Origin of the sequence: Lachnoclostridium sp. An76, assembly GCF_002161355.1 — a bacterium.
GTDB lineage: Bacteria > Bacillota > Clostridia > Lachnospirales > Lachnospiraceae > Mediterraneibacter > Mediterraneibacter caccavium.
In genome coordinates, this window is sequence record NZ_NFHL01000003.1 from 103,409 (window position 1) to 121,782 (window position 18,374).

The following is an 18,374-nucleotide window of genomic DNA, read 5'->3' on the forward strand; positions in this document are numbered from 1 at the left end:
TCTATACTATAACCAAGATAGTTGATAAAACAACTATCTTCCCCCCTCATAAAAGTTTAGGCACCAAAAGGTGCCGCACTTTACTCTCATTCCTTTAGATAACTTATAAAACGGCGAAAACCCATCAGTAGATTACTGATGGGTTTTCGTTGTTCAAAAATATCTGTCTGTCAGATAGCCTCAGATATCCGCACAATCATTTTCCGGATTTCTCAGCACTTCTGCATTAACCGTACGTAAAATTCCACAGTTCTGACCAGCGTCTCGATGGGAACTCTTTCATTATTCCCGTGGATCATGCCTCGTTCTTCCTTTGACAGTTTCATTGCTGAGAACTTATATACATGGTCCGTGATCCGGCAGTAATGCCAGGAATCGCTGCATGCCATCATCAGGTAGGGCGAGACGATCGCATCCGTCCATGTATCTTTCACTGCCTGGCACAGCCTGATATATTCCTTGCAGTCCGTATCAGACTCTGCCGATGGATTTCTCCCCTCAAACACTGACACTTCGATCTTCGGATTATTGATGGTCTTCTCCAGATAAGCTTTTGCAGATTCCACAGTATCCTTCCCCAGCAGACGCAGGTTCATCCCCACGGAAGCCGCCGGCGGGATTACATTGAACGCTTTTCCGCCCTGCATTTTAGTCACTGCACATGTTGTGCGCATCATCGCGTTCAGCTCTCCGCCCGAGGCGCGGCACACCTTGTCAAAAAGTCCTTCCAGGCACCAGAGATTTGCGAATAAGATCTTGTACGCAAATCCGGAATGTCTGCCCAGGATGTCCAGCATCTCCCTTACCGGCTTTGTGAGCTGTCTCGGGAAAGGATGATTTTCCACATCCACCACTGCCTGCGCCAGCTCGCCCACAATAGTGTGCACCGGCGGCATGGAGGCATGCCCTCCCCCGCTTTTTGCCTTAAACTCAATATTCGTAAGCCCTTTTTCCGCGATACCGATCAGGGCGCACTCCCGGGTCACTCCCGGAAATACATTTTCCACGACAGCTCCGCCTTCATCCACAACGAGAGCCGGACGTATCCCCCTCTCTTCAAACAGGTCTACGATCGCCGGGCAGGACGGTCCGTTGATCTCTTCCTGTCCGGAAAAAGCAAAGTAAATATCATGCTCCGGTACAAATCCCTCTGCGATCAGTTTCTCCGCTGCTTCCATGATCCCGCAGAAGGTTCCCTTCGTATCCAGAGTCCCTCTCCCCCAGATCATACCGTCTTCTACGATCCCTTCAAACGCAGGCTTCTCCCACTGGGACTCCTCCACAGGCACTACATCATAATGCGCCATCAGCACCACAGGCTCATCCGCTGTTTTTCCCTTCCAGTGATACAGCATACCGTTTACGCCGACGAACTCCCGCGGACATTTCTCATGCACCAGGGGATACAGTTCCGGGAGCAGATCCTGGAATTTCTTAAACTCCGCCTTGTCGATCAGGCTGTCGTCATTGTAGGAAACCGTCCGGCAGCGGATCATCTGTACCATATCATTTACAATCCTGTCGCTGTCCAGATCGATCTTTTTCCCTGAAGGTTTTAATTCTTCGTGCGGCTGAAACATCACCGCCCTGACCAAAAGAATAGCCAGAAAAATTAGTATTATTGCAAGCATACAATACAAAATAATCAAAATAGTGTGACTCCTTTCCCCATTGGGGTCAGACCCCTTTTAAAAGGGGTCTGTCCCAATGCCGTAAATATTCAGACAACTTACAGTTTCCCGTTTTTGTACAGTATCCTCGCCGCTCCGATCGCGATGAGCGCGCCCACCGGCACAAGCACTCCCACGGATCCTGACAGTGACGGCACGCACAAAAACAGCACTACCATAAACACCAGCGGTGCTATGGATATCTTCCAGTTTTTGCTCACATACACAACTGCCAGCCCGCCGAACAGCGCCGGGAGTATATTGTCAAATGCTGGCTTAAGGGTGGGCGAGTTCAGGATCGGGGTTAGCGGTACGAGCAGCGCCACTCCCACGGCAATGATCACAGTGGTAACGATCGAAGATGTCGCCACCGCGATCGTAGAGATCACCTCGCCTTCCTCCGAGCCCGGTTTTACCCTGGCATTTTCCATGGCGGTCAATGCCGCCGGCACTTTCAGATTCGTAAGGTTTCCTGTAACGAACGCCAGATAAGAGCCCGCAGTCCCGAGCATTGGTACAAAAGTCAGCACCTCGATCAGCCCCACTGTCCAGAAAATGGGCGCTACTCCCACCAGTCCTTTGAGCACGGGCACGATCCCCGGCCATGCGTCATAATAAATACAGGCAACGATCGGATAAGCAAAGATCATCCCGAGCGCGCTCAGGATCCAGATCCGCCCGTATATATGTGTCATCTCTTCATAGCTTCGGTTTTTATCTCTCATTTTTATTTCTCCTTTCCGATGCTTACACGATCATAGGTGTGATCACTACCGCAAATGCCATCGCGCAGAGCATACTGACAGGCAGAGCATAGTTTTCCAGCCACTTCATGCGGCAGACTTTGACCAGGATCCCGCAGATCCCCATGACAAACGCAGAAAACAGCAGGACAAAGATCGGGATCCATCCCGCCAGTCCTGATCGGATATCCGCGAATACCATCCCCAGGAACGCTGAGATCATCCCCAGGAACAGCGCAGTCATAAGGATATCACCCCACTTGCTGTCCTTGTTCTTGATCTTCATCAGCCCGCCCTGGATCTTCTTGATAAAAAGCGGCACCCAGATCAGCCCCGGGAATATCCCCAGCGTCATGACCCATGCGATCGCCGTATATACCTCCGGGTTTGTGATCGTCTCAGACAGCGCTGTGATCCCCAGCGCGTTCGCTGTCGTTGTCGCAGCCGGCAGCTCATAGGTGATGGCTCCGATCACGCTGAGGCGCAGCCACGGCAGCGGGAGCCCCAGAAATTTTGACAGGGTGATAACTCCCAGCAGGATGGACACCGCAGGCGCAAAGGTAAAGACCGCTGTGGAAATAATAGTTTTGCGGATCTGTTTCATGTCCATGCCCAAAGTTTTTCCTCTCCTGTATGCCCTTACAAGGAAAAATACAGACTGAGCGATCACGAAGACAATGACCAGCCCGGCAAGGATAAATAGAAATGTACTGTTTGGATCAAACATAGTTTCCCTCCATTCTCATTCTCTGATATTTTCGGACGCAGCCAGACCAGGCCGCCCTGCGGCATTCATCTGATCTCCCGCGCACTCCGACACTATTCTATCATGGCAGTCCGGCAAAGTCATCCTGTTTCTTCCTGCCTCTGTTTCTTCTTCCGGCCATATCACAAAAAACAGCTCGCAAAAAAAACAGTGCATCCCCGGCGGTCCCACCCGCTGAAGGATACACTGTTTTCTTTTAAACGGATCATATAGTTCCTGATCATATATGCTTTTCCAGCCAGTTCAGCAGGTCCTCATAGACCTGTTCCCTGTCTGTCTCGTTGAGCAGTTCATGACGGTCTCCCGTATACAGCCTGAGCGTCACATCCTGTATGCCTGCTGCCCGGTATTTTTCATAAATCTTCCGCACGCCTTTGCCAAACTCCCCCACCGGGTCATCCGCCCCGGATAAAAAGAGGACCGGAAGCCCTTTGGGGATCATATACACACTCTCTTTCCGCTGTATTCCGATCATCCCGCAGAAAATGTTGTAATATACATTCACAGTAGCCATGAAAGAACAGAGCGGATCAGAGACATATATATCCAGGAGCTCATTATCACTGGTGATCCAGTCCGCCCGGGTCCGCGCCGGCTTAAACTTCTTGTTATACACCCCCAGGACAAGGTTATCTACCATCCTGCTCCGGTAATGCCATCCCCTGAACGCGGCCATCAATCTGCAGAGCCTCTTCCCGAACAGCAGCGCGGCTTTTTTGTGGTCAGCCACCGTGCCCACCAGCACAGCCCCGCTCAGCCCATTTCCATACATCTGTATATACTGCCTGAGGAGCGATGAGCCCATACTGTGCCCGAGCATAAAGTACGGCACTCCCGGATATTTCTTCTCCGTGCGCTGCCGGAGCGTATGCATATCTCCGATCACGCAGGCATTCCCGTACTTTTCATTAAAGAACCCATACTCGGATTTTGCCTGAACAGACTTGCCGTGCCCGAGATGGTCATTTCCCACGACATAATAGCCTTTCCCGCACAAAAACTGTGCGAACTCGTCATATCGCCTGATATATTCCACCATTCCGTGGCAGATCTGAAGGACGGCCCTCACTTTCCCTTCGGGCTTCCACTCGATTGTATGGATCTCCGTATTGCCGTCCTTTGACGGGAAATAAAACTCGTCTCTCATGTTACTCACTTACCTGTCATCAAGATTTATGTATTCGCGATGAGGCGCGAGAGCCTTGTATGCCGGACGTATGATCTTGTCTACATTCTTGAGTTCTTCCAGCCTGTGTGCACTCCAGCCTACAATCCTCGCCGCCGCGAAGATTGGCGTATACAGTGCCGGAGGAAGATCCAACATGCTGTAGACAAGGCCGCTGTAAAAGTCCACATTCGCGTTGACGCCTTTGTACATCCTGCGCTTCTCACCGATGATCTCCGGCGCCATATGCTCTACTTTTTCGTAGAGGGCATATTCTTTTTCGTGATGTTTTTCTCTTGCGAGCTGTTTCACAAACCGTTTGAATATATCCGCACGAGGATCTGATATCGAGTAAACCGCGTGTCCCATTCCGTAAATAAGTCCCTTTTTGTCGAACGCCTTCTTGTCAAGCAGTGCTTCCAGGTAGGCTCTGATCTGATCTTCATCCTCCCAGTCGGTCAGATGCGCTTTCATGTCATCAAACATCTGCGTCACTTTCACGTTCGCGCCGCCGTGCTTCGGCCCTTTCAGGGAGGCCATGGCAGCTGCCATCGTGGAGTAAGTGTCCGTGCCGGATGAGGTTACAACGTGCGTTGTAAATGTAGAGTTGTTTCCGCCGCCGTGATCCATATGGAGCACGAGCGCCATATCAAGGATCTTCGCCTCAAGCTTCGTATACTTCCTGTCCTCGCGCAGCATCATCAGGATATTCTCCGCCGCGGACAGCTCCGGTTTCGGTGCATAAATATAAAGATCCTCTCCCATGCGGTAATTGTATGCGTGGTAGCCGTAAACCATCAGCATCGGGAACTGGCTGATCAGGTTCAGGCACTGGCGCAGCACGTTCGGGATCGTCGTATCGTCAGCCTTGTCATCGTAGGAATAAAGCTGAAGGATACTCCTGGTGATACTGTTCATCATATCGCGGCTGGGCGCCTTCATGATGATATCGCGCACAAAATTCGGCGGAAGTGTTCTCCTCTCCGCCAGCATCCGCTGGAAATCCTGCAGTTGATCCTTGGTCGGAAGTTCCCCGAACAGGAGCAGATATGCTGTCTCTTCAAAGCCCGGGTGCTTTGCGGCAAGGAATCCTTTTACCAGATCTTTGATATTATATCCCCGGTAATAAAGATTGCCCTCGCAAGGCACGGACTCGCCGTTGACGATCTTTGTGGCGCAGACATCTGAAACGTTCGTAAGCCCTGCAAGAACACCTTTTCCGTTCAGGTCACGCAGCCCTCTCTTCACCTCGTATTTGGTGTACAATTCTTTTTCGATCGCATTATTTTGTTCACATTCCCTCGCAAGCGCTTCGATCTCGGGAGTAATATCGAATAAAATGTTCTCAATATCTTTTGCCATGTGACCTTCCTCCTTTTTCTCCGTATGATCTTTATATTATACTAAAAATCGCATAATTAAACAATAAACTGACTATTAAATATTTGTGAATCCTAACAGTTCAGCCATCGGGCTGCGCGCCCGTTTATGAGGAAAACAGCGGCGGCAGCCGCAGTAAGGCCGCAGTGCGGTTTTTCGAATGGCGCGGGCTTAACTGTTACTTTGGATCAGCTCAGCCGGTCAGCCAGCGCCGCAAACTCAGCGAGCGTCAGCGCCTCACCGCGGATGCTCGGCCCCTTCCCGAGTGAGAGGATCGCCGCCTCGATCTCTTCTTTTGTGAGATCAAGCTCCGGCGAATTTTTCAGCCCATTCGCCAGCGTCTTTCTCCTCTGGTTAAATGACGCGCGGATCAGCCGGAACATGAGCTTCTCGTCCTTCACCTTAACAGGCGGTTCCTCATGCAGGTCCAGCCGGATCACCGCTGACCCCACCTTCGGACGGGGCATAAAACAATTAGGCGGCACATTTGCCACGATATACGGATCTGCATAATACTGTACAGCCAGCGACAGGGCGCCGTAGTCCTTGGAGCCCGGTCCGGTCTGCATCCGGTCCGCCACCTCCTTCTGCACCATGACGGTTATGCTCTTTACCGGGACATGTTTCTCAAAGAGCCCCATAATGATCGGGGTGGTGATATAATACGGCAGATTCGCCACCACCTTGATGGGTCTGCCGCCATTCTCCTCCTCAGCCAGCTTCGCAATGTCCACCTTCAGGACATCCTCATTGATCACCCTTATATTCTCATATCCTTCCAGCGTATCTTCCAGGATCGGGATCAGCGCCCGGTCGATCTCCACCGCGATCACACGGCGCGCCGCGCACGCCAGATACTGGGTCATCGTCCCGATACCCGGCCCGATCTCCAGCACACAGTCCTCCTCCGTGATCTGCGCTGCCCGGATGATCTTATCCAGCACGTGAGTATCGATCAGAAAATTCTGCCCAAACTTCTTCTGAAACACAAAATTATACTTCTGCAGCACTGCGATCGTATTCTGCGGATTGCCTAATGTGGGCTGCTTCATTTTATCCTCCTTTCGGAATATTCAGACAGCTTCGGCAAAAGGGGTCAGCCCCCTCCCAAGAGGGGTCTGACCCCTTTTAGCCGCGTTTTCTGAATATTCTACAAACCATACAGCTCCCTGCTGTTTTTTTCTGTCTGTTGTATGACTTCTTCGACTGTTGTTCCTTTCAGCTCTGCAATTTGCTCTGCCACATAAGGCAGGTACAATGAACAATTTCTTTTCCCTCTGTATGGGACAGGAGCCAGATACGGACAGTCTGTCTCCAGCACGATGGACTCCAGCGGGATCTCCTGCACGACTTGTTTCAGTTTCTTCGCATTTTTAAATGTCACGACTCCGCCCACGCCGATGTAATACCCCATCTTCACGTATTCCCGCGCCATCTCCGGGGAGTAGGAATAACAGTGGATGACCGCCTTCATACCGGCGGCGTGCTGCTTCATAATATCAAACGTATCTGCCGCGGCCTCTCTGCTGTGGATGATGACAGGCATCTCTTTTTCCCGCGCCAGGCCAAGCTGGCGGACGAACCACTCTTTCTGGAGATCATGCTTTTCTTTATCCCAGTAATAATCCAGTCCGATCTCCCCCACAGCGACGATCTTATCCCGATCCAGCAGGTCCGCCATCCTCAGGAACTTTTCCTCATCCAGCTCACCCACCTCATCCGGGTGCACGCCGACCGCACCGTATACGAAAGGATACTTTTCGGTCAGTTCCACGATCTTATCCCAGGACGCGACCGTGGATCCCGCGTTTACGATGAGCCCGATCCCGCCCTCTTTCATGCTGCCGAGCAGCTCCTCTCTGTCTGCGTCAAATTGTCCATCATCATAGTGGGCATGTGTATCGATTATCATATTTTTATCTCTCCTGTCTGTTCCGAAAGGATCAGCGCTTCACAAAATACTCCTCATACCATACAAGGAATGTATAGATCGTCCACACTTTCCTCCAGTTGTCCGAATTGCCTCCCACATAATCGTCAAAGATCGCATTGATCTCGTCCACGTCGAAAAATTTCTCCGCGATCCCGCTGTGGAATAATCTCCTGACGTCTCCGTTATACCGCTCGTCTGCCATCCAGACACGGATCGGCACGATAAAGCCGAGCTTCTTGCGGAACGCGATCTCCTCGGGAAGCACCTTTGCCGCCGCGGTGCGCAGCGCCACCTTGTTCTGTTCCTCATTAACCTTATATTTGGACGGCATCCGGGACGCGATATCAAATATCCTGCGGTCCGTCAGGGGCATCCGGATCTCCAGCCCCGCGGCCTCGCTCATCTTGTCCACATTCAGGTAAATGTCTCCCTCCAGCCAGATCTGGATATCCACATCAGACATTTTCGTCAGCGGATCCAGGCCTTCTGTCTCCTCATAGATCGGCCGCGCGACCTCGATCGGAAGGACATCAGGGTCATATTTTTTCAGGATGCGTTTCTTCTCATCCTCTTTCATGATATTTGTATTTCCCACATAGAATGTCTTCAGATTCTCGCCGTATCGCTCTGCGTTGCGGTACATATTGTACCCGCCGAAAAATTCATCCGCGCCTTCTCCTGAATAGCAGATCTTCGTATGCTTCGCTGTCTCCCGGCAGGCAATGGCGAACGCGATGGCCGATGCGTCCCCGAGCGGCTGCTCCATATTGTACATTACGTATGGCACGATCCCGAAATACTCCTCCGGCGTGATCAGGCACCGGGAATTCTTCCTGCCAAGGATCTCCGCTGTCTGGCGCGCCAGCCCGGACTCGTCGAACCGCTCTTCCTCATACCCGCAGGAATCCGTCATCTCCACGTCGGACATTGCCAGCACGTAGGAAGAATCCACCCCGCCGGACAGGAAGGACTCCGCCGTCTCGTCCGCTGTCTTCACCTCAGGCATGATCTCTTTCAGCGTTGTGTGGATCTCGTCCGCCCACTCCTCCAGCGTCCGGCTCTCATCCGGATGGAACGTGGGCGTCCAGTAGCGCGTAATGCTCAGCCTGCCGTCCTGCCACACGAGATACCGTCCCGGCATGAGCTTCTTAAGCCCCCGGAAAAATGTGTTCTCCCCCGCCACATAGGTCAGGCTCAGATAGAGCTGGAGCATTTCTTCATTGAGCTCCTTTACGAATCCCGGCTGTTCCATGATCCTGCGGATCGTAGTGCCGTAGAGAAGATTCCCGTCCGCAGTCTCATAATAATAAAACGGCTTAGTGCCGAACTGATCTCTTAAGCAGAATAACTTCTTCTCCTCATCATCCCAGAGCGCAAACGCAAACATCCCGTGCATGTGGTCCGCCATCTCATATCCCCACGTCTCATAAGCGCGGATCAGGATCCTCTCCTCCCGCTCTTCCCGCGTAAGGTCAAGCGGGATTTCCAGCCTTTCGCACAGTTCTTCCCAGTTGCGGATATGCCCGCGGTATTCTTTTACTGTTATCATAAGTACTCCTCCTGTTTCTTTTTATCTTCTATTGGATCATGCTTCCTGTTGAGCCATGCTTCCTGTTGAGCCACGCTTCCTGTCAGGCTATACTCCCTCTCGGATCATGCTTCCGTCAGCGTTCCCATCGCCGACAAACCGGCGCGCCGTCCGTGCTGCTCCCCGGCGTTCTCCCTGTTGTATTTTACCATATCGGATATCTGCTGTAAATCTGTACTCTTTCCGCTTCTCCATCGTTTTATTTTCACAAAAATCCAAAAAACTATTGTCTTTCCCCTCATTTATGCCTATTCTATTAAAGGAACTATTTAAACTATAAATAAGAAGAGGTATACGAAATGAAACCGATCAAAGAAGGAAAAGTACGTGAAATCTATGACAACGGCGACAGCCTGATCCTTGTTGCAACTGACAGGATCAGCTGCTTTGACGTAATCCTGAAAAACACGATAACCAAAAAAGGAACTGTGCTCACACAGATGTCCAAATTCTGGTTTGACATGACTTCTGACATCCTGCCGAACCACATGATCTCAACCGATGTAAAGGATATGCCGGAATTCTTCCAGCAGCCGCAGTTCGACGGCAACAGTATGATGTGCCGCAAGCTCAACATGCTCCCCATCGAGTGCATCGTCCGCGGCTACATCACAGGAAGCGGCTGGGCAAGCTACCAGAAAGACGGCACAGTCTGCGGCATTAAGCTGCCGGAAGGACTCAAAGAGTCCGACAAGCTGCCTGAACCGATCTACACTCCGTCCACAAAGGCAGAGATCGGGGACCATGACGAAAATATCTCTTATGAGCAGAGCATCGAGCACCTGGAGAAAGCATTCCCGGGCAAGGGCGAGGAGTATGCGGCAAAACTCCGTGACTACACCATCGCGCTGTACAAAAAATGCGCGGACTATGCCCTGACACGCGGCATCATCATCGCGGATACAAAGTTCGAGTTCGGTCTGGACGAGGACGGAAACATCGTACTCGGAGACGAGATGCTCACACCGGACAGCTCCCGCTTCTGGCCGGCGGACGGATATGAGCCGGGACACGGACAGCCGTCCTTTGACAAGCAGTTCGCGCGCGACTGGCTGAAGGCAAACCCGGACAACAACTGGACACTGCCGGATGACATTGTACAGAAGACCATTGATATCTACCTGCAGGGGTACGAGATGCTCACAGGGAAGAAACTCGACTAACGTTCTGCTGATATCCATACCATATCTTGATAAAAATCATCCCACAAGGGATCAGGGGATCGCCTGGTATCCTTGTGGGATATTTTACTTTTCTTTCTGTTTTTTTATACGTCCTGCCATCTATATATATCTGACGATCCGCCCGGTATGTCTGTAATATTCAACCGTAACACTGCTGCTTCCTGACAGTCTGGCATAATCATCGCCCGATATCTCAAGCCGGACACGCTCTCCCTGGCTGTCCGTTCCTGTCAGATAATAGTGGAGCGAAAAGATACCTGTATGCGCTTGGGATCTGCTGACCTGTATATCCGTCAATTGAGCCGTCTCCGGTCCGGACACAAGATCCAGAGCTGTGCTCCTCGCAAACAGTACACCGATCACCACGCATACGGCTATGACAAAGATCCGGGCTGCTTTCACGGAAGCAGGAAAAGGCCCTCTGTCCCGTATGCCCCGTATGATCCGCACGCTCACATAGATGCATGCAGTCCAGATGGCAAGTACATCACAGATCTCGTCGATCATTACTAGAGGACCTGCCTTCGGCATAAACAGTCCCGCCGCGATCACACAAAGTACAAAAATGCATAAAACGATCTCATAAGTCTGTATTTTTCTTTTTATCAACTTATTATTGTCCATTTAAAACAGGTCCTCTCATCTCCTGATCCGCTTGTACTCTCCATTAATCTCCTGATAGAGTTTGCCGTTTATGGATCTATAAAAAGCGATCTCGGTTTTTAGTACTTTCTTTAGTTTTTCTATGGAATCACATATATCCTTCTCAATAAGGTCATTGCTGTAATCAGTCAGTTTCTTCAAAGCAATATATGCGTCATCGTCTTTCGTTATCCTAACATTAAAACAGTTAAATTCTCCTTCAAATTGGATCATATATGGTTTCGGTATATACCGGAATTTCAACAAAAACCATCCATGATGCTCCCAGGCGTACTTTTCCTCCTCCAGTAATATTTCGTCTCCAAACTGCCGGTGCATTTCTTTCTTTACACAGGACATTGCCGTATGCCCTGACATATATCTGCCTGACTGCATACCATAAACCACCTTTTTTATAAACTTTCGGTATCACAGAAATATTGTATCTCTCTTCATCGAACCGAAAAAGAAACCTGTCCGTTTCTTTCGCCCGTTCACGGACATCCCCGGTCGGGATTGATCACTTATAATGGACCAGATCGTACGGGTAACAGGGCATATGTTCCATGCCCGTATCATCTATATTTAATATTTTTGCAACAGCCCCGGCTTCAAACCTCCCAGTGAGATCATATTCAGGTTTTTATTATAATTATCCGGTTCCCATACCTCTCCCCAGCTTTTCAATAATTCTGCATATTCCCCTTCCAATACCGAAAGTTCGTCCCCTCTGGAATATCTCGCTGTTAATATTCCCAGCTTTAGATCATGTATTTTTGTTTTTACCGGCAGCCGCCTCTCCGGTTTTACTCCACCACTTGCCAGCTTATCAGAGAATCTGGTTATCCTCGCCTGCTCCTCTTGCAAAAATTCATTAAAATATTCTAGATCTTTGATCTGATCTCTCATTTACATCCCCTCTGTTCCATCCTGAAAACGCTGCGGCAAAACATTGATATCATATCTGATATTTCATGTTTCCGGCAAATGTTCTGTACCCAATTATCCGGGATTGACCGGAAACCGTAATATATCCCTGCGATCCCCCCGGCGAGAGCAGCGATCGTATCAGTGTCTCCCCCGAGATTTACTGCATTCAGGACCACATCTCTATAGGATTCCGTATGAAAGAAATCCAAAAACTCCCCCGTATATCTTGTCGCATTTCACGCCAGACACATCGATCTCCAAAATGTCATCACTGCAAAATGACGGGCATTCTTTGAGCGGGAACATCACATACCCCGGTTTTCTTTCTTCTTTATAAACGTTACAGTGCAGGGCATCTCCTTTTTTAACATATCTGCACTTTGCACACTGAGGCACAGATGTTTTGTTTATGGCACCTTTCTTATACGCTTCTGCATCTATCTGCCATTTCTCAGCTAAAGTTAATTGTTTCCCACCCATATTTTTACCCCTGTTCACTCCTCGTTTTATCCGCTTCCTCTCTGACTCCTGAGATACAAGACCGGCAGAAGTTCCAGGAACAGATAACAATCCTTTTTGCTATCCCAGCAGCAATGTTCTTATTTCTGTATACGTATCGGGCAAAAGCTGCGACAGAATTCCTGTTGATGATACATGAAATACCGTACCATCCTCATATTTTACTGCCAGTTCCATACTCTGTGCATCCTCCATATATTCCGGATCGCTGCTGTTTTCCCAGGAAAACACCCCGAGACTGTCCATCTTATCTATAAGCATTTCCCCATCTCCATACGGCTCCGCTTCTGTCTGATCCAAATCCGAAAACAAAAAACAGTCGGCTGCCCGATACCTCTCCTTTGCAGCCAGATCATAGTATACGCACTCAGTACCGGTATTTACATTTTCGTAAAAAGCAATCGCTGCCACTCCTGTTGTGAAATCATCTTTCCGCTCCTGTGCCGTACCGGCAAATATATCGCTTACATCTTCCTCTCCATCATAATTTTCGAGCAACAGTTTGATATTTAAAGACTCCACATTTTCTTCTGTTATTGCATAGTCTTCGATAAACTGCTGCAGATCCACATCTCTGTAATCTGCTTCTGTAATTCCTGATAATCTGATCAGTTCATCGACGGTTAAAATCTTTTCTGTTTCCATACGTTCTACTTTTTTAAGATTCCCACTCTTCTCCTTTGCGCCGGTGCTACATCCGGCCGCCAGAAGGGAAAGTGCTATTATCATCAAAATCACTGTCTTTTTATCCCTCATACTTCCTCCCTGTTATGTACCCATAGACTCCGCCATATACATCGCCGCAGGCTTCATTCTCCGCTCCCATAATGTAATCCTGCAGATTATCCTGCATCATTTTATCTGATATCAACTATCTGCCGCTTCCCGACAGTCTGGTATCTCATTTACATTCCCTCTGTTCTATTCTGAAAAAACTTTGGCAGCTTTGATCCTTATGGGCATCAGAAACTGCGTCTCAACAAATTCTTTTTCTCAACTGCCTTCTCCTGACGAATACCAGAATAAGCGCAATAACCTGAAATACCATAGCGGATACAAGCAAAACAAAACTAAGCGTCAGATTCTCCTCTGAAATGATAGAAAACGGCGTCATAACCACTGGATCACCTGTAATTCTTCCGCTTGCAAGCATCCACACCCCGCTCTCTACTGCTGCTGTTATTATTGTAAAAAAGACTACAAGGACACATTCTGCTGTTGCAAGAACCCTTCCCGATCTCTTCAGCCGTTCCGAGCGAGGCGGATCTTCCGCAGACACTTTATCACTCAATTTGATCCTGACATTTGCATTGATGTCAACACAAAGGATAATAATTACTTCCACAAGTGTAAATATACCAAACAATCCTACATAAGGATTCACGAATGAACATACTGCTGACAGTATTAATGGAATAAGAATATACATTTCAATACACCTCTTATGCTCTCCCAACATGATTCCATTGCTGTTTTTCGGGCAGACTGTTACCCCTTTAGTTCGCCTTATTTATAATCATCTATCATATCCGGCACATTTTCAAGTTCTTTTTAACATTTGTCCGGCAAAGGTCAGGGGCGCCCGCCGTGCCAACTTCGATTCCGCGGCTCTGCCGCTCCATCTCAGTCGCGGGCATTCGCCCTATGGAAAAACAGAAACAGGGACCCGTAAGAATGCAAGCACTCTTCCGGGTCCCTGTTTCCGCTTCTCCGCACGGCTCATTGCCGTCACGAAAGCTCTAACTTCCCTGTATACAACTGATAATAAGTTCCTTTTAATTTTAACAGATCCTCATGGGTTCCTCTCTCGATGATGCGTCCGTGTTCGAGGACCATGATGGCGTCGCTGTTGCGGATGGTGGACAGCCGGTGGGCGATGACGAATACGGTACGCCCTTTCATCAGGTTATCCATACCCTGCTGTACGATCTGCTCTGTCCTGGTATCGATGGAGGACGTGGCCTCATCCAGGATCAGCACCGGCGGATCTGCGATGGCCGCTCTGGCGATGGCGAGGAGCTGTCTCTGCCCCTGGGAGAGTTCTTCCCCGTCGCCGCTTAAGTGGGTGTCATACCCATTTGGCAGCATGTTGATAAATCCGTCCGCATGGGCGAGTTTTGCCGCCTTATATACTTCTTCATCCGTTGCGTCCAGTTTTCCGTAACGGATATTTTCCTTGATCGTGCCTGTGAACAGGTGGGTATCCTGGAGCACGATGCCGAGCGAATGTCTCAGGTCCGCTTTTTTGATCTTGTTGATATTGATATCGTCATAGCGGATCTTGCCGTCCGCCACATCGTAGAACCGGTTGATCAGGTTGGTGATCGTGGTCTTGCCCGCGCCGGTGGATCCGACGAAGGCCAGCTTCTGCCCCGGCTTTGCATACAGGGTCAGGTCATGGAGCACCATATGGTCCGGCGTATATCCGAATGTCATGTCATAGAAGCGCACATCGCCTTTCAGCTCTGTGTAAGTGACCGTTCCGTCCGCCTTGTGCGGATGCTTCCACGCCCACATGCCGGTGCGCTCTTTGCACTCCACGATATTGCCGTTCTCGTCTTTCTTCGCGTTGACAAGGGTGACGTAGCCGTCGTCAACCTCCGGCTCCTCATCCATCATATTGAAGATACGCTCCGCTCCGGCAAGCGCCATGATGATGGAGTTGAACTGCTGCGCGATCTGCATGAATGGCTGTGTAAAGCTCTTTGTAAACTGCAGATAAGACGCCATGACTCCCAGCGTGATATTTCCGATGCCCATTACGGAGAGGAAGCCGCCGAACACTGCCGTGAGCACGAACTGCAGGTTTCCGAGATTTCCGATGATGGGCCCCATCATACTTGCAAATGTATGCGCCCGTGACGCACTTGTAAACAGGCGCTCATTGAGCTCGTCAAATTCTCTCTCTGAGATCTTCTCGTGGTTAAACACTTTAACGACGCGCTGGCCGTTCATACGCTCTTCCACAAAACCTGTGATATCTGCCAGGTCGAGCTGCTGCCGGATGAAATACTTTCCGCTGTTGCCCGCCACCAGTTTTGATACAAGGCTCATTACAAAGATCATGATCACTGCCAGGATCGTCAGCACCGGGCTGAGCACCAGCATGGAAACAAATGTCACAACAACCGTAAACACGGACATCAGCACCTGCGGGATGGACTGGTTGATCATCTGGCGCAGGGTATCCGTATCATTCGTGTAAAGACTCATGATCGAGCCGTTTGTATTCTGGTCAAAATAGCGGATCGGCAGTGTCTGCATGTGTTCGAACATCTCATCGCGGACACGCTTTAACACGCCCTGTCCGATCACGACCATCATACGGCTGTATACAAAGGTAGAGATCACGCCCAGAAGGAAGATCGTCCCCAGCACTGCCAGAGCGCTGTAAAGCTCTGTGTAATCCGGGTCAGTCTGCCCGATCAGCGGGATGATAAAGTCATCCAGAAGGAATTTCAGCGACAGAGATACTGAGATCGAGGCAACGGAGCTCATCAGGATACAGATCAGCACCACGATGAACTGCACCTTATAAGTACCTGTCACATATTTCAGCAGACGCTTCGCCGTCTTGATCGTTCCCTTTGTGACTGCCGGGCCGCCGCCCCGTCTCTGTTTGATCTGATCACTCATCGTCAGCGCCTCCTTTCACCTGTGATTCATATACTTCCCGGTAAATGGCATTCGTCTTCAGAAGCTCTTCTGATGTGCCGATACCGTTGATCTCACCGTTATCCATGACAATGATCACATCCGCATCCTCCACGGAAGAGATCCTCTGCGCGATGATGATCTTCGTCGTATCCGGGATCTCCTCGCGGAATGCCTGGCGGATCAGAGCGTCTGTCCTTGTATCCACCGCGCTGGTGGAATCGTCAAGGATCAGGATCTTCGGCTTCTTAAGCAGCGCCCTCGCGATACAGAGTCTCTGCTTCTGCCCGCCGGACACATTGTTACCGCCTTCTACGATCATAGTGTCATATTTGGCAGGGAACTCCTGGATAAAGCTGTCCGCCTGAGCCAGCTTGCAGACTCTCTGCACTTCCTCGTCGCTGGCATTCTCATCACCCCAGCGGACGTTTTCATAAATACTTCCCGTAAAGAGCACATTCTTCTGGAGCACCATGGACACCTGGTCGCGCAGCGCCTCCAGATTGTAGTCGCGCACATCCACGCCGCCGACTTTCACTTTGCCGCCCGTCACGTCATACAGCCTCGGGATCAGCTGCACAAGAGTGGACTTGGCGCTTCCCGTACCGCCGATGATGCCGACGATCTGTCCGCTTTTAATATGAAGATCCACATCTTTGAGCGAAAGATTTCCGCCTTCTCCGGCATAGCTGAAGTTGACATGTTCAAAATCAATATCTCCGTTTGCAACTGTTTTGACTGCGTCCGCCTTATCCTGCATCTCCGGCACCTCTTCCAGCACCTCTGTGATACGGTCTGTGGAAGCCTCTGCGATCATGATCATCGTAAACACAAAGGTCACCATCATCAGAGACATCAGGATCTGGAGCGCATATACGATCACGCTGGTCAGCTCTCCTGTCTGCATCGTTCCGCTGATAATACTCTCGCCGCCGATCAGCACCATGACGATAACGACTGTATATACGGCAAACTGCATGATCGGAGAGTTCCACGCTACGATCTTCTCGGCTTTCGTAAACAGTTTGAATACTATCGTAGATACTTTGCCGAATTTCTCTACTTCATGGTCGCCGCGGACATACGCCTTGACGACCCTTGCCGCGTTGACATTTTCCTGGACTGTGTTGTTGAGCACATCGTACTCATCAAACACCTTGACAAAATGTGGGTGCGCTTTCTTTGCGATAAAGATCAGTGCGGTGCCGAGGACCGGCGCTACGATCAGCATGACAATGGCGATCGGCATACTGATGGTCATTGTCATGATCAGGGAAAGTATGATCATTATCGGCGCCCTTGCCAGCAGACGGATGGTGAACATATACGCCATCTGCACGTTCGTGATATCCGTGGTCATCCTTGTCACAAGGCTGGATGTTGAAAAATGGTCGATGTTTCCAAATGAAAACTCCTGTATCCGATAAAAGATATCATGGCGCAGGTTCTTCGCGTATCCTGAGGAAGCGATCGCTCCGAGCTGTCCCGCCTTGGCGCCGAATGCCAGGGCGAGCATCGCCATGACGATGAGCAGAAGACCCATCTTTATAATGTAAGCCATATCCCCTTCCATAATCCCCACGTCAATGATCTTCGCCATCAGCAGCGGGATAAGGACTTCCATCAGAACCTCCAGACAGACCAGCACCGGAGTCAGGAATGATTCCCGTTTATATTCCCTGACAGAACGAAGTAATTTCCTATTCATGGTCTATTATCTCCTCTCTTCTTTTTTCGTCTACCGACAAATTTTCCGACATCTGGCTCAGCACTTCCCTGCAGACCGCGAGCTTCTCGGCCGGGATATCCCGCGCCAGGAGCTCCTCGATATAGCGGATATTGTCCAGGATATGCCTGCGCACGCCTTTTGCCTTATCCGTGGGCGTCAGCTTTTTCAGCCGGGCGTCCCACTCTACCTGTTCGCGGTTGATAAATCCGTTTTTTTCCAGTATCTGGAGCGTACCCGTCGCAGTGGACCGGCGGATCTGGAACTCCTTCTCCACGTCCTTCTGATAGATATCCCTCTTAAGGGACTCGAACAGGATATAATGCAGCACGAGCCGCTGCATGTTCGTGGTCAGGCTGTCCTCTTCCTCCTGGATACACATCCGGCGTTTCAGCTGATGCGAGATCGTATTGATCAGCCTGCCCACATCATGGCCGCTGTCGCTGATCTCCATGTTTTCACTGCCGCACATTG

21 protein-coding genes are annotated in these 18,374 nt (G+C 50.1%); 1 reads left to right on the forward strand and 20 read right to left on the reverse strand.

Annotated features, from left to right (window positions below; all coding sequences use genetic code 11):
* Nucleotides 1–212: 212 nt before the first annotated feature.
* The 8 genes from B5G27_RS07295 to asnB all read right to left on the reverse strand — a co-directional run bounded on the left by B5G27_RS07295 (nt 213) and on the right by asnB (nt 9,206).
* Nucleotides 213–1,580 (reverse strand): M20/M25/M40 family metallo-hydrolase, encoded by a 1,368-nt coding sequence (locus B5G27_RS07295; protein ID WP_242958265.1) that lies wholly within the window; start codon nt 1,578–1,580, stop codon nt 213–215.
* A gap of 149 nt (nt 1,581–1,729) precedes the next feature.
* A complete protein-coding gene (locus B5G27_RS07300; RefSeq protein ID WP_087178272.1) occupies nt 1,730–2,395 on the reverse strand; it encodes a hypothetical protein in 666 nt (221 codons plus the stop codon).
* A gap of 22 nt (nt 2,396–2,417) precedes the next feature.
* On the reverse strand, nt 2,418–3,140 hold the full coding sequence (locus B5G27_RS07305) for a DUF5058 family protein (RefSeq protein WP_087178273.1): 723 nt from the start codon (nt 3,138–3,140) through the stop codon (nt 2,418–2,420).
* A 259-nt stretch (nt 3,141–3,399) separates the two neighbouring features.
* Nucleotides 3,400–4,326: an alpha/beta fold hydrolase gene (locus B5G27_RS07315; protein ID WP_087178275.1), complete on the reverse strand. Its 927-nt coding sequence runs from the start codon at nt 4,324–4,326 to the stop codon at nt 3,400–3,402.
* Nucleotides 4,327–4,335: 9 nt separating this feature from the next.
* Nucleotides 4,336–5,706, reverse strand: a complete 1,371-nt coding sequence (locus tag B5G27_RS07320; protein ID WP_087178276.1) for a citrate/2-methylcitrate synthase — start codon at nt 5,704–5,706, stop codon at nt 4,336–4,338.
* A gap of 206 nt (nt 5,707–5,912) precedes the next feature.
* Nucleotides 5,913–6,776: a 16S rRNA (adenine(1518)-N(6)/adenine(1519)-N(6))-dimethyltransferase RsmA gene (gene rsmA / locus B5G27_RS07325; RefSeq protein WP_087178277.1), complete on the reverse strand. Its 864-nt coding sequence runs from the start codon at nt 6,774–6,776 to the stop codon at nt 5,913–5,915.
* A 98-nt stretch (nt 6,777–6,874) separates the two neighbouring features.
* Nucleotides 6,875–7,636: a TatD family hydrolase gene (locus B5G27_RS07330; RefSeq protein WP_087178278.1), complete on the reverse strand. Its 762-nt coding sequence runs from the start codon at nt 7,634–7,636 to the stop codon at nt 6,875–6,877.
* Between the two features lie 31 nt (nt 7,637–7,667).
* Nucleotides 7,668–9,206, reverse strand: a complete 1,539-nt coding sequence (gene asnB, locus B5G27_RS07335) for an asparagine synthase (glutamine-hydrolyzing) (RefSeq protein WP_087178279.1) — start codon at nt 9,204–9,206, stop codon at nt 7,668–7,670.
* Nucleotides 9,207–9,544: 338 nt separating this feature from the next.
* On the opposite strand from asnB, the gene B5G27_RS07340 reads away from it, so the two are divergent.
* Nucleotides 9,545–10,408, forward strand: a complete 864-nt coding sequence (locus B5G27_RS07340) for a phosphoribosylaminoimidazolesuccinocarboxamide synthase (RefSeq protein ID WP_087178280.1) — start codon at nt 9,545–9,547, stop codon at nt 10,406–10,408.
* Nucleotides 10,409–10,528: 120 nt separating this feature from the next.
* Here B5G27_RS07340 and B5G27_RS07345 read toward each other — a convergent pair whose 3' ends face one another.
* The 12 genes from B5G27_RS07345 to B5G27_RS07395 all read right to left on the reverse strand — a co-directional run bounded on the left by B5G27_RS07345 (nt 10,529) and on the right by B5G27_RS07395 (nt 18,372).
* Entirely contained in the window at nt 10,529–11,053 is a 525-nt protein-coding gene (locus tag B5G27_RS07345; RefSeq protein ID WP_087178281.1) for a hypothetical protein, read from the reverse strand.
* A gap of 15 nt (nt 11,054–11,068) precedes the next feature.
* Nucleotides 11,069–11,467: a hypothetical protein gene (locus B5G27_RS07350; protein WP_087178282.1), complete on the reverse strand. Its 399-nt coding sequence runs from the start codon at nt 11,465–11,467 to the stop codon at nt 11,069–11,071.
* A gap of 124 nt (nt 11,468–11,591) precedes the next feature.
* Entirely contained in the window at nt 11,592–11,663 is a 72-nt protein-coding gene (locus B5G27_RS17055; RefSeq protein WP_087178474.1) for a hypothetical protein, read from the reverse strand.
* Nucleotides 11,657–11,980 (reverse strand): PoNe immunity protein domain-containing protein, encoded by a 324-nt coding sequence (locus tag B5G27_RS07360; RefSeq protein WP_087178283.1) that lies wholly within the window; start codon nt 11,978–11,980, stop codon nt 11,657–11,659. Before B5G27_RS07360 ends, B5G27_RS17055 begins: the two co-directional genes overlap by 7 nt.
* Complete coding sequence (locus tag B5G27_RS16885; protein WP_191421968.1) at nt 11,977–12,177, reverse strand: ADP-ribosylglycohydrolase family protein; 201 nt, start codon at nt 12,175–12,177, stop codon at nt 11,977–11,979. The genes B5G27_RS07360 and B5G27_RS16885 overlap by 4 nt, the downstream gene beginning before the upstream one ends.
* 4 nt (nt 12,178–12,181) lie before the next feature.
* On the reverse strand, nt 12,182–12,481 hold the full coding sequence (locus B5G27_RS07370) for a hypothetical protein (RefSeq protein WP_087178285.1): 300 nt from the start codon (nt 12,479–12,481) through the stop codon (nt 12,182–12,184).
* Nucleotides 12,482–12,580: 99 nt separating this feature from the next.
* Nucleotides 12,581–13,276 carry a hypothetical protein gene (locus tag B5G27_RS07375; protein WP_087178286.1) on the reverse strand — a complete coding sequence of 232 codons (696 nt, stop codon included), beginning with the start codon at nt 13,274–13,276 and terminating at the stop codon, nt 12,581–12,583.
* Nucleotides 13,266–13,391: a hypothetical protein gene (locus B5G27_RS16605; RefSeq protein WP_275533035.1), complete on the reverse strand. Its 126-nt coding sequence runs from the start codon at nt 13,389–13,391 to the stop codon at nt 13,266–13,268. Before B5G27_RS16605 ends, B5G27_RS07375 begins: the two co-directional genes overlap by 11 nt.
* Nucleotides 13,392–13,496: 105 nt before the next feature.
* Nucleotides 13,497–13,949: a hypothetical protein gene (locus tag B5G27_RS07380; RefSeq protein WP_087178287.1), complete on the reverse strand. Its 453-nt coding sequence runs from the start codon at nt 13,947–13,949 to the stop codon at nt 13,497–13,499.
* Between the two features lie 299 nt (nt 13,950–14,248).
* Nucleotides 14,249–16,156, reverse strand: a complete 1,908-nt coding sequence (locus tag B5G27_RS07385; protein WP_087178288.1) for an ABC transporter ATP-binding protein — start codon at nt 16,154–16,156, stop codon at nt 14,249–14,251.
* Nucleotides 16,149–17,882 carry an ABC transporter ATP-binding protein gene (locus tag B5G27_RS07390; protein ID WP_087178289.1) on the reverse strand — a complete coding sequence of 578 codons (1,734 nt, stop codon included), beginning with the start codon at nt 17,880–17,882 and terminating at the stop codon, nt 16,149–16,151. Before B5G27_RS07390 ends, B5G27_RS07385 begins: the two co-directional genes overlap by 8 nt.
* On the reverse strand, nt 17,875–18,372 hold the full coding sequence (locus B5G27_RS07395; RefSeq protein WP_143449663.1) for a MarR family winged helix-turn-helix transcriptional regulator: 498 nt from the start codon (nt 18,370–18,372) through the stop codon (nt 17,875–17,877). The genes B5G27_RS07390 and B5G27_RS07395 overlap by 8 nt, the downstream gene beginning before the upstream one ends.
* Nucleotides 18,373–18,374: the final 2 nt, after the last annotated feature.

Coding starts and splice junctions, on each gene's coding strand:
- B5G27_RS07295 (WP_242958265.1), bottom strand. CDS start 1,580: ATGTTTCAGCCGCACGAAGAATTAAAACCTTCAGGGAAAAAGATCGAT.
- B5G27_RS07300 (WP_087178272.1), bottom strand. CDS start 2,395: ATGAGAGATAAAAACCGAAGCTATGAAGAGATGACACATATATACGGG.
- B5G27_RS07305 (WP_087178273.1), bottom strand. CDS start 3,140: ATGTTTGATCCAAACAGTACATTTCTATTTATCCTTGCCGGGCTGGTC.
- B5G27_RS07315 (WP_087178275.1), bottom strand. CDS start 4,326: ATGAGAGACGAGTTTTATTTCCCGTCAAAGGACGGCAATACGGAGATC.
- B5G27_RS07320 (WP_087178276.1), bottom strand. CDS start 5,706: ATGGCAAAAGATATTGAGAACATTTTATTCGATATTACTCCCGAGATC.
- rsmA (WP_087178277.1), bottom strand. CDS start 6,776: ATGAAGCAGCCCACATTAGGCAATCCGCAGAATACGATCGCAGTGCTG.
- B5G27_RS07330 (WP_087178278.1), bottom strand. CDS start 7,636: ATGATAATCGATACACATGCCCACTATGATGATGGACAATTTGACGCA.
- asnB (WP_087178279.1), bottom strand. CDS start 9,206: ATGATAACAGTAAAAGAATACCGCGGGCATATCCGCAACTGGGAAGAA.
- B5G27_RS07340 (WP_087178280.1), top strand. CDS start 9,545: ATGAAACCGATCAAAGAAGGAAAAGTACGTGAAATCTATGACAACGGC.
- B5G27_RS07345 (WP_087178281.1), bottom strand. CDS start 11,053: ATGGACAATAATAAGTTGATAAAAAGAAAAATACAGACTTATGAGATC.
- B5G27_RS07350 (WP_087178282.1), bottom strand. CDS start 11,467: ATGCAGTCAGGCAGATATATGTCAGGGCATACGGCAATGTCCTGTGTA.
- B5G27_RS07360 (WP_087178283.1), bottom strand. CDS start 11,980: ATGAGAGATCAGATCAAAGATCTAGAATATTTTAATGAATTTTTGCAA.
- B5G27_RS07370 (WP_087178285.1), bottom strand. CDS start 12,481: ATGGGTGGGAAACAATTAACTTTAGCTGAGAAATGGCAGATAGATGCA.
- B5G27_RS07375 (WP_087178286.1), bottom strand. CDS start 13,276: ATGAGGGATAAAAAGACAGTGATTTTGATGATAATAGCACTTTCCCTT.
- B5G27_RS07380 (WP_087178287.1), bottom strand. CDS start 13,949: ATGTATATTCTTATTCCATTAATACTGTCAGCAGTATGTTCATTCGTG.
- B5G27_RS07385 (WP_087178288.1), bottom strand. CDS start 16,156: ATGAGTGATCAGATCAAACAGAGACGGGGCGGCGGCCCGGCAGTCACA.
- B5G27_RS07390 (WP_087178289.1), bottom strand. CDS start 17,882: ATGAATAGGAAATTACTTCGTTCTGTCAGGGAATATAAACGGGAATCA.
- B5G27_RS07395 (WP_143449663.1), bottom strand. CDS start 18,372: ATGTGCGGCAGTGAAAACATGGAGATCAGCGACAGCGGCCATGATGTG.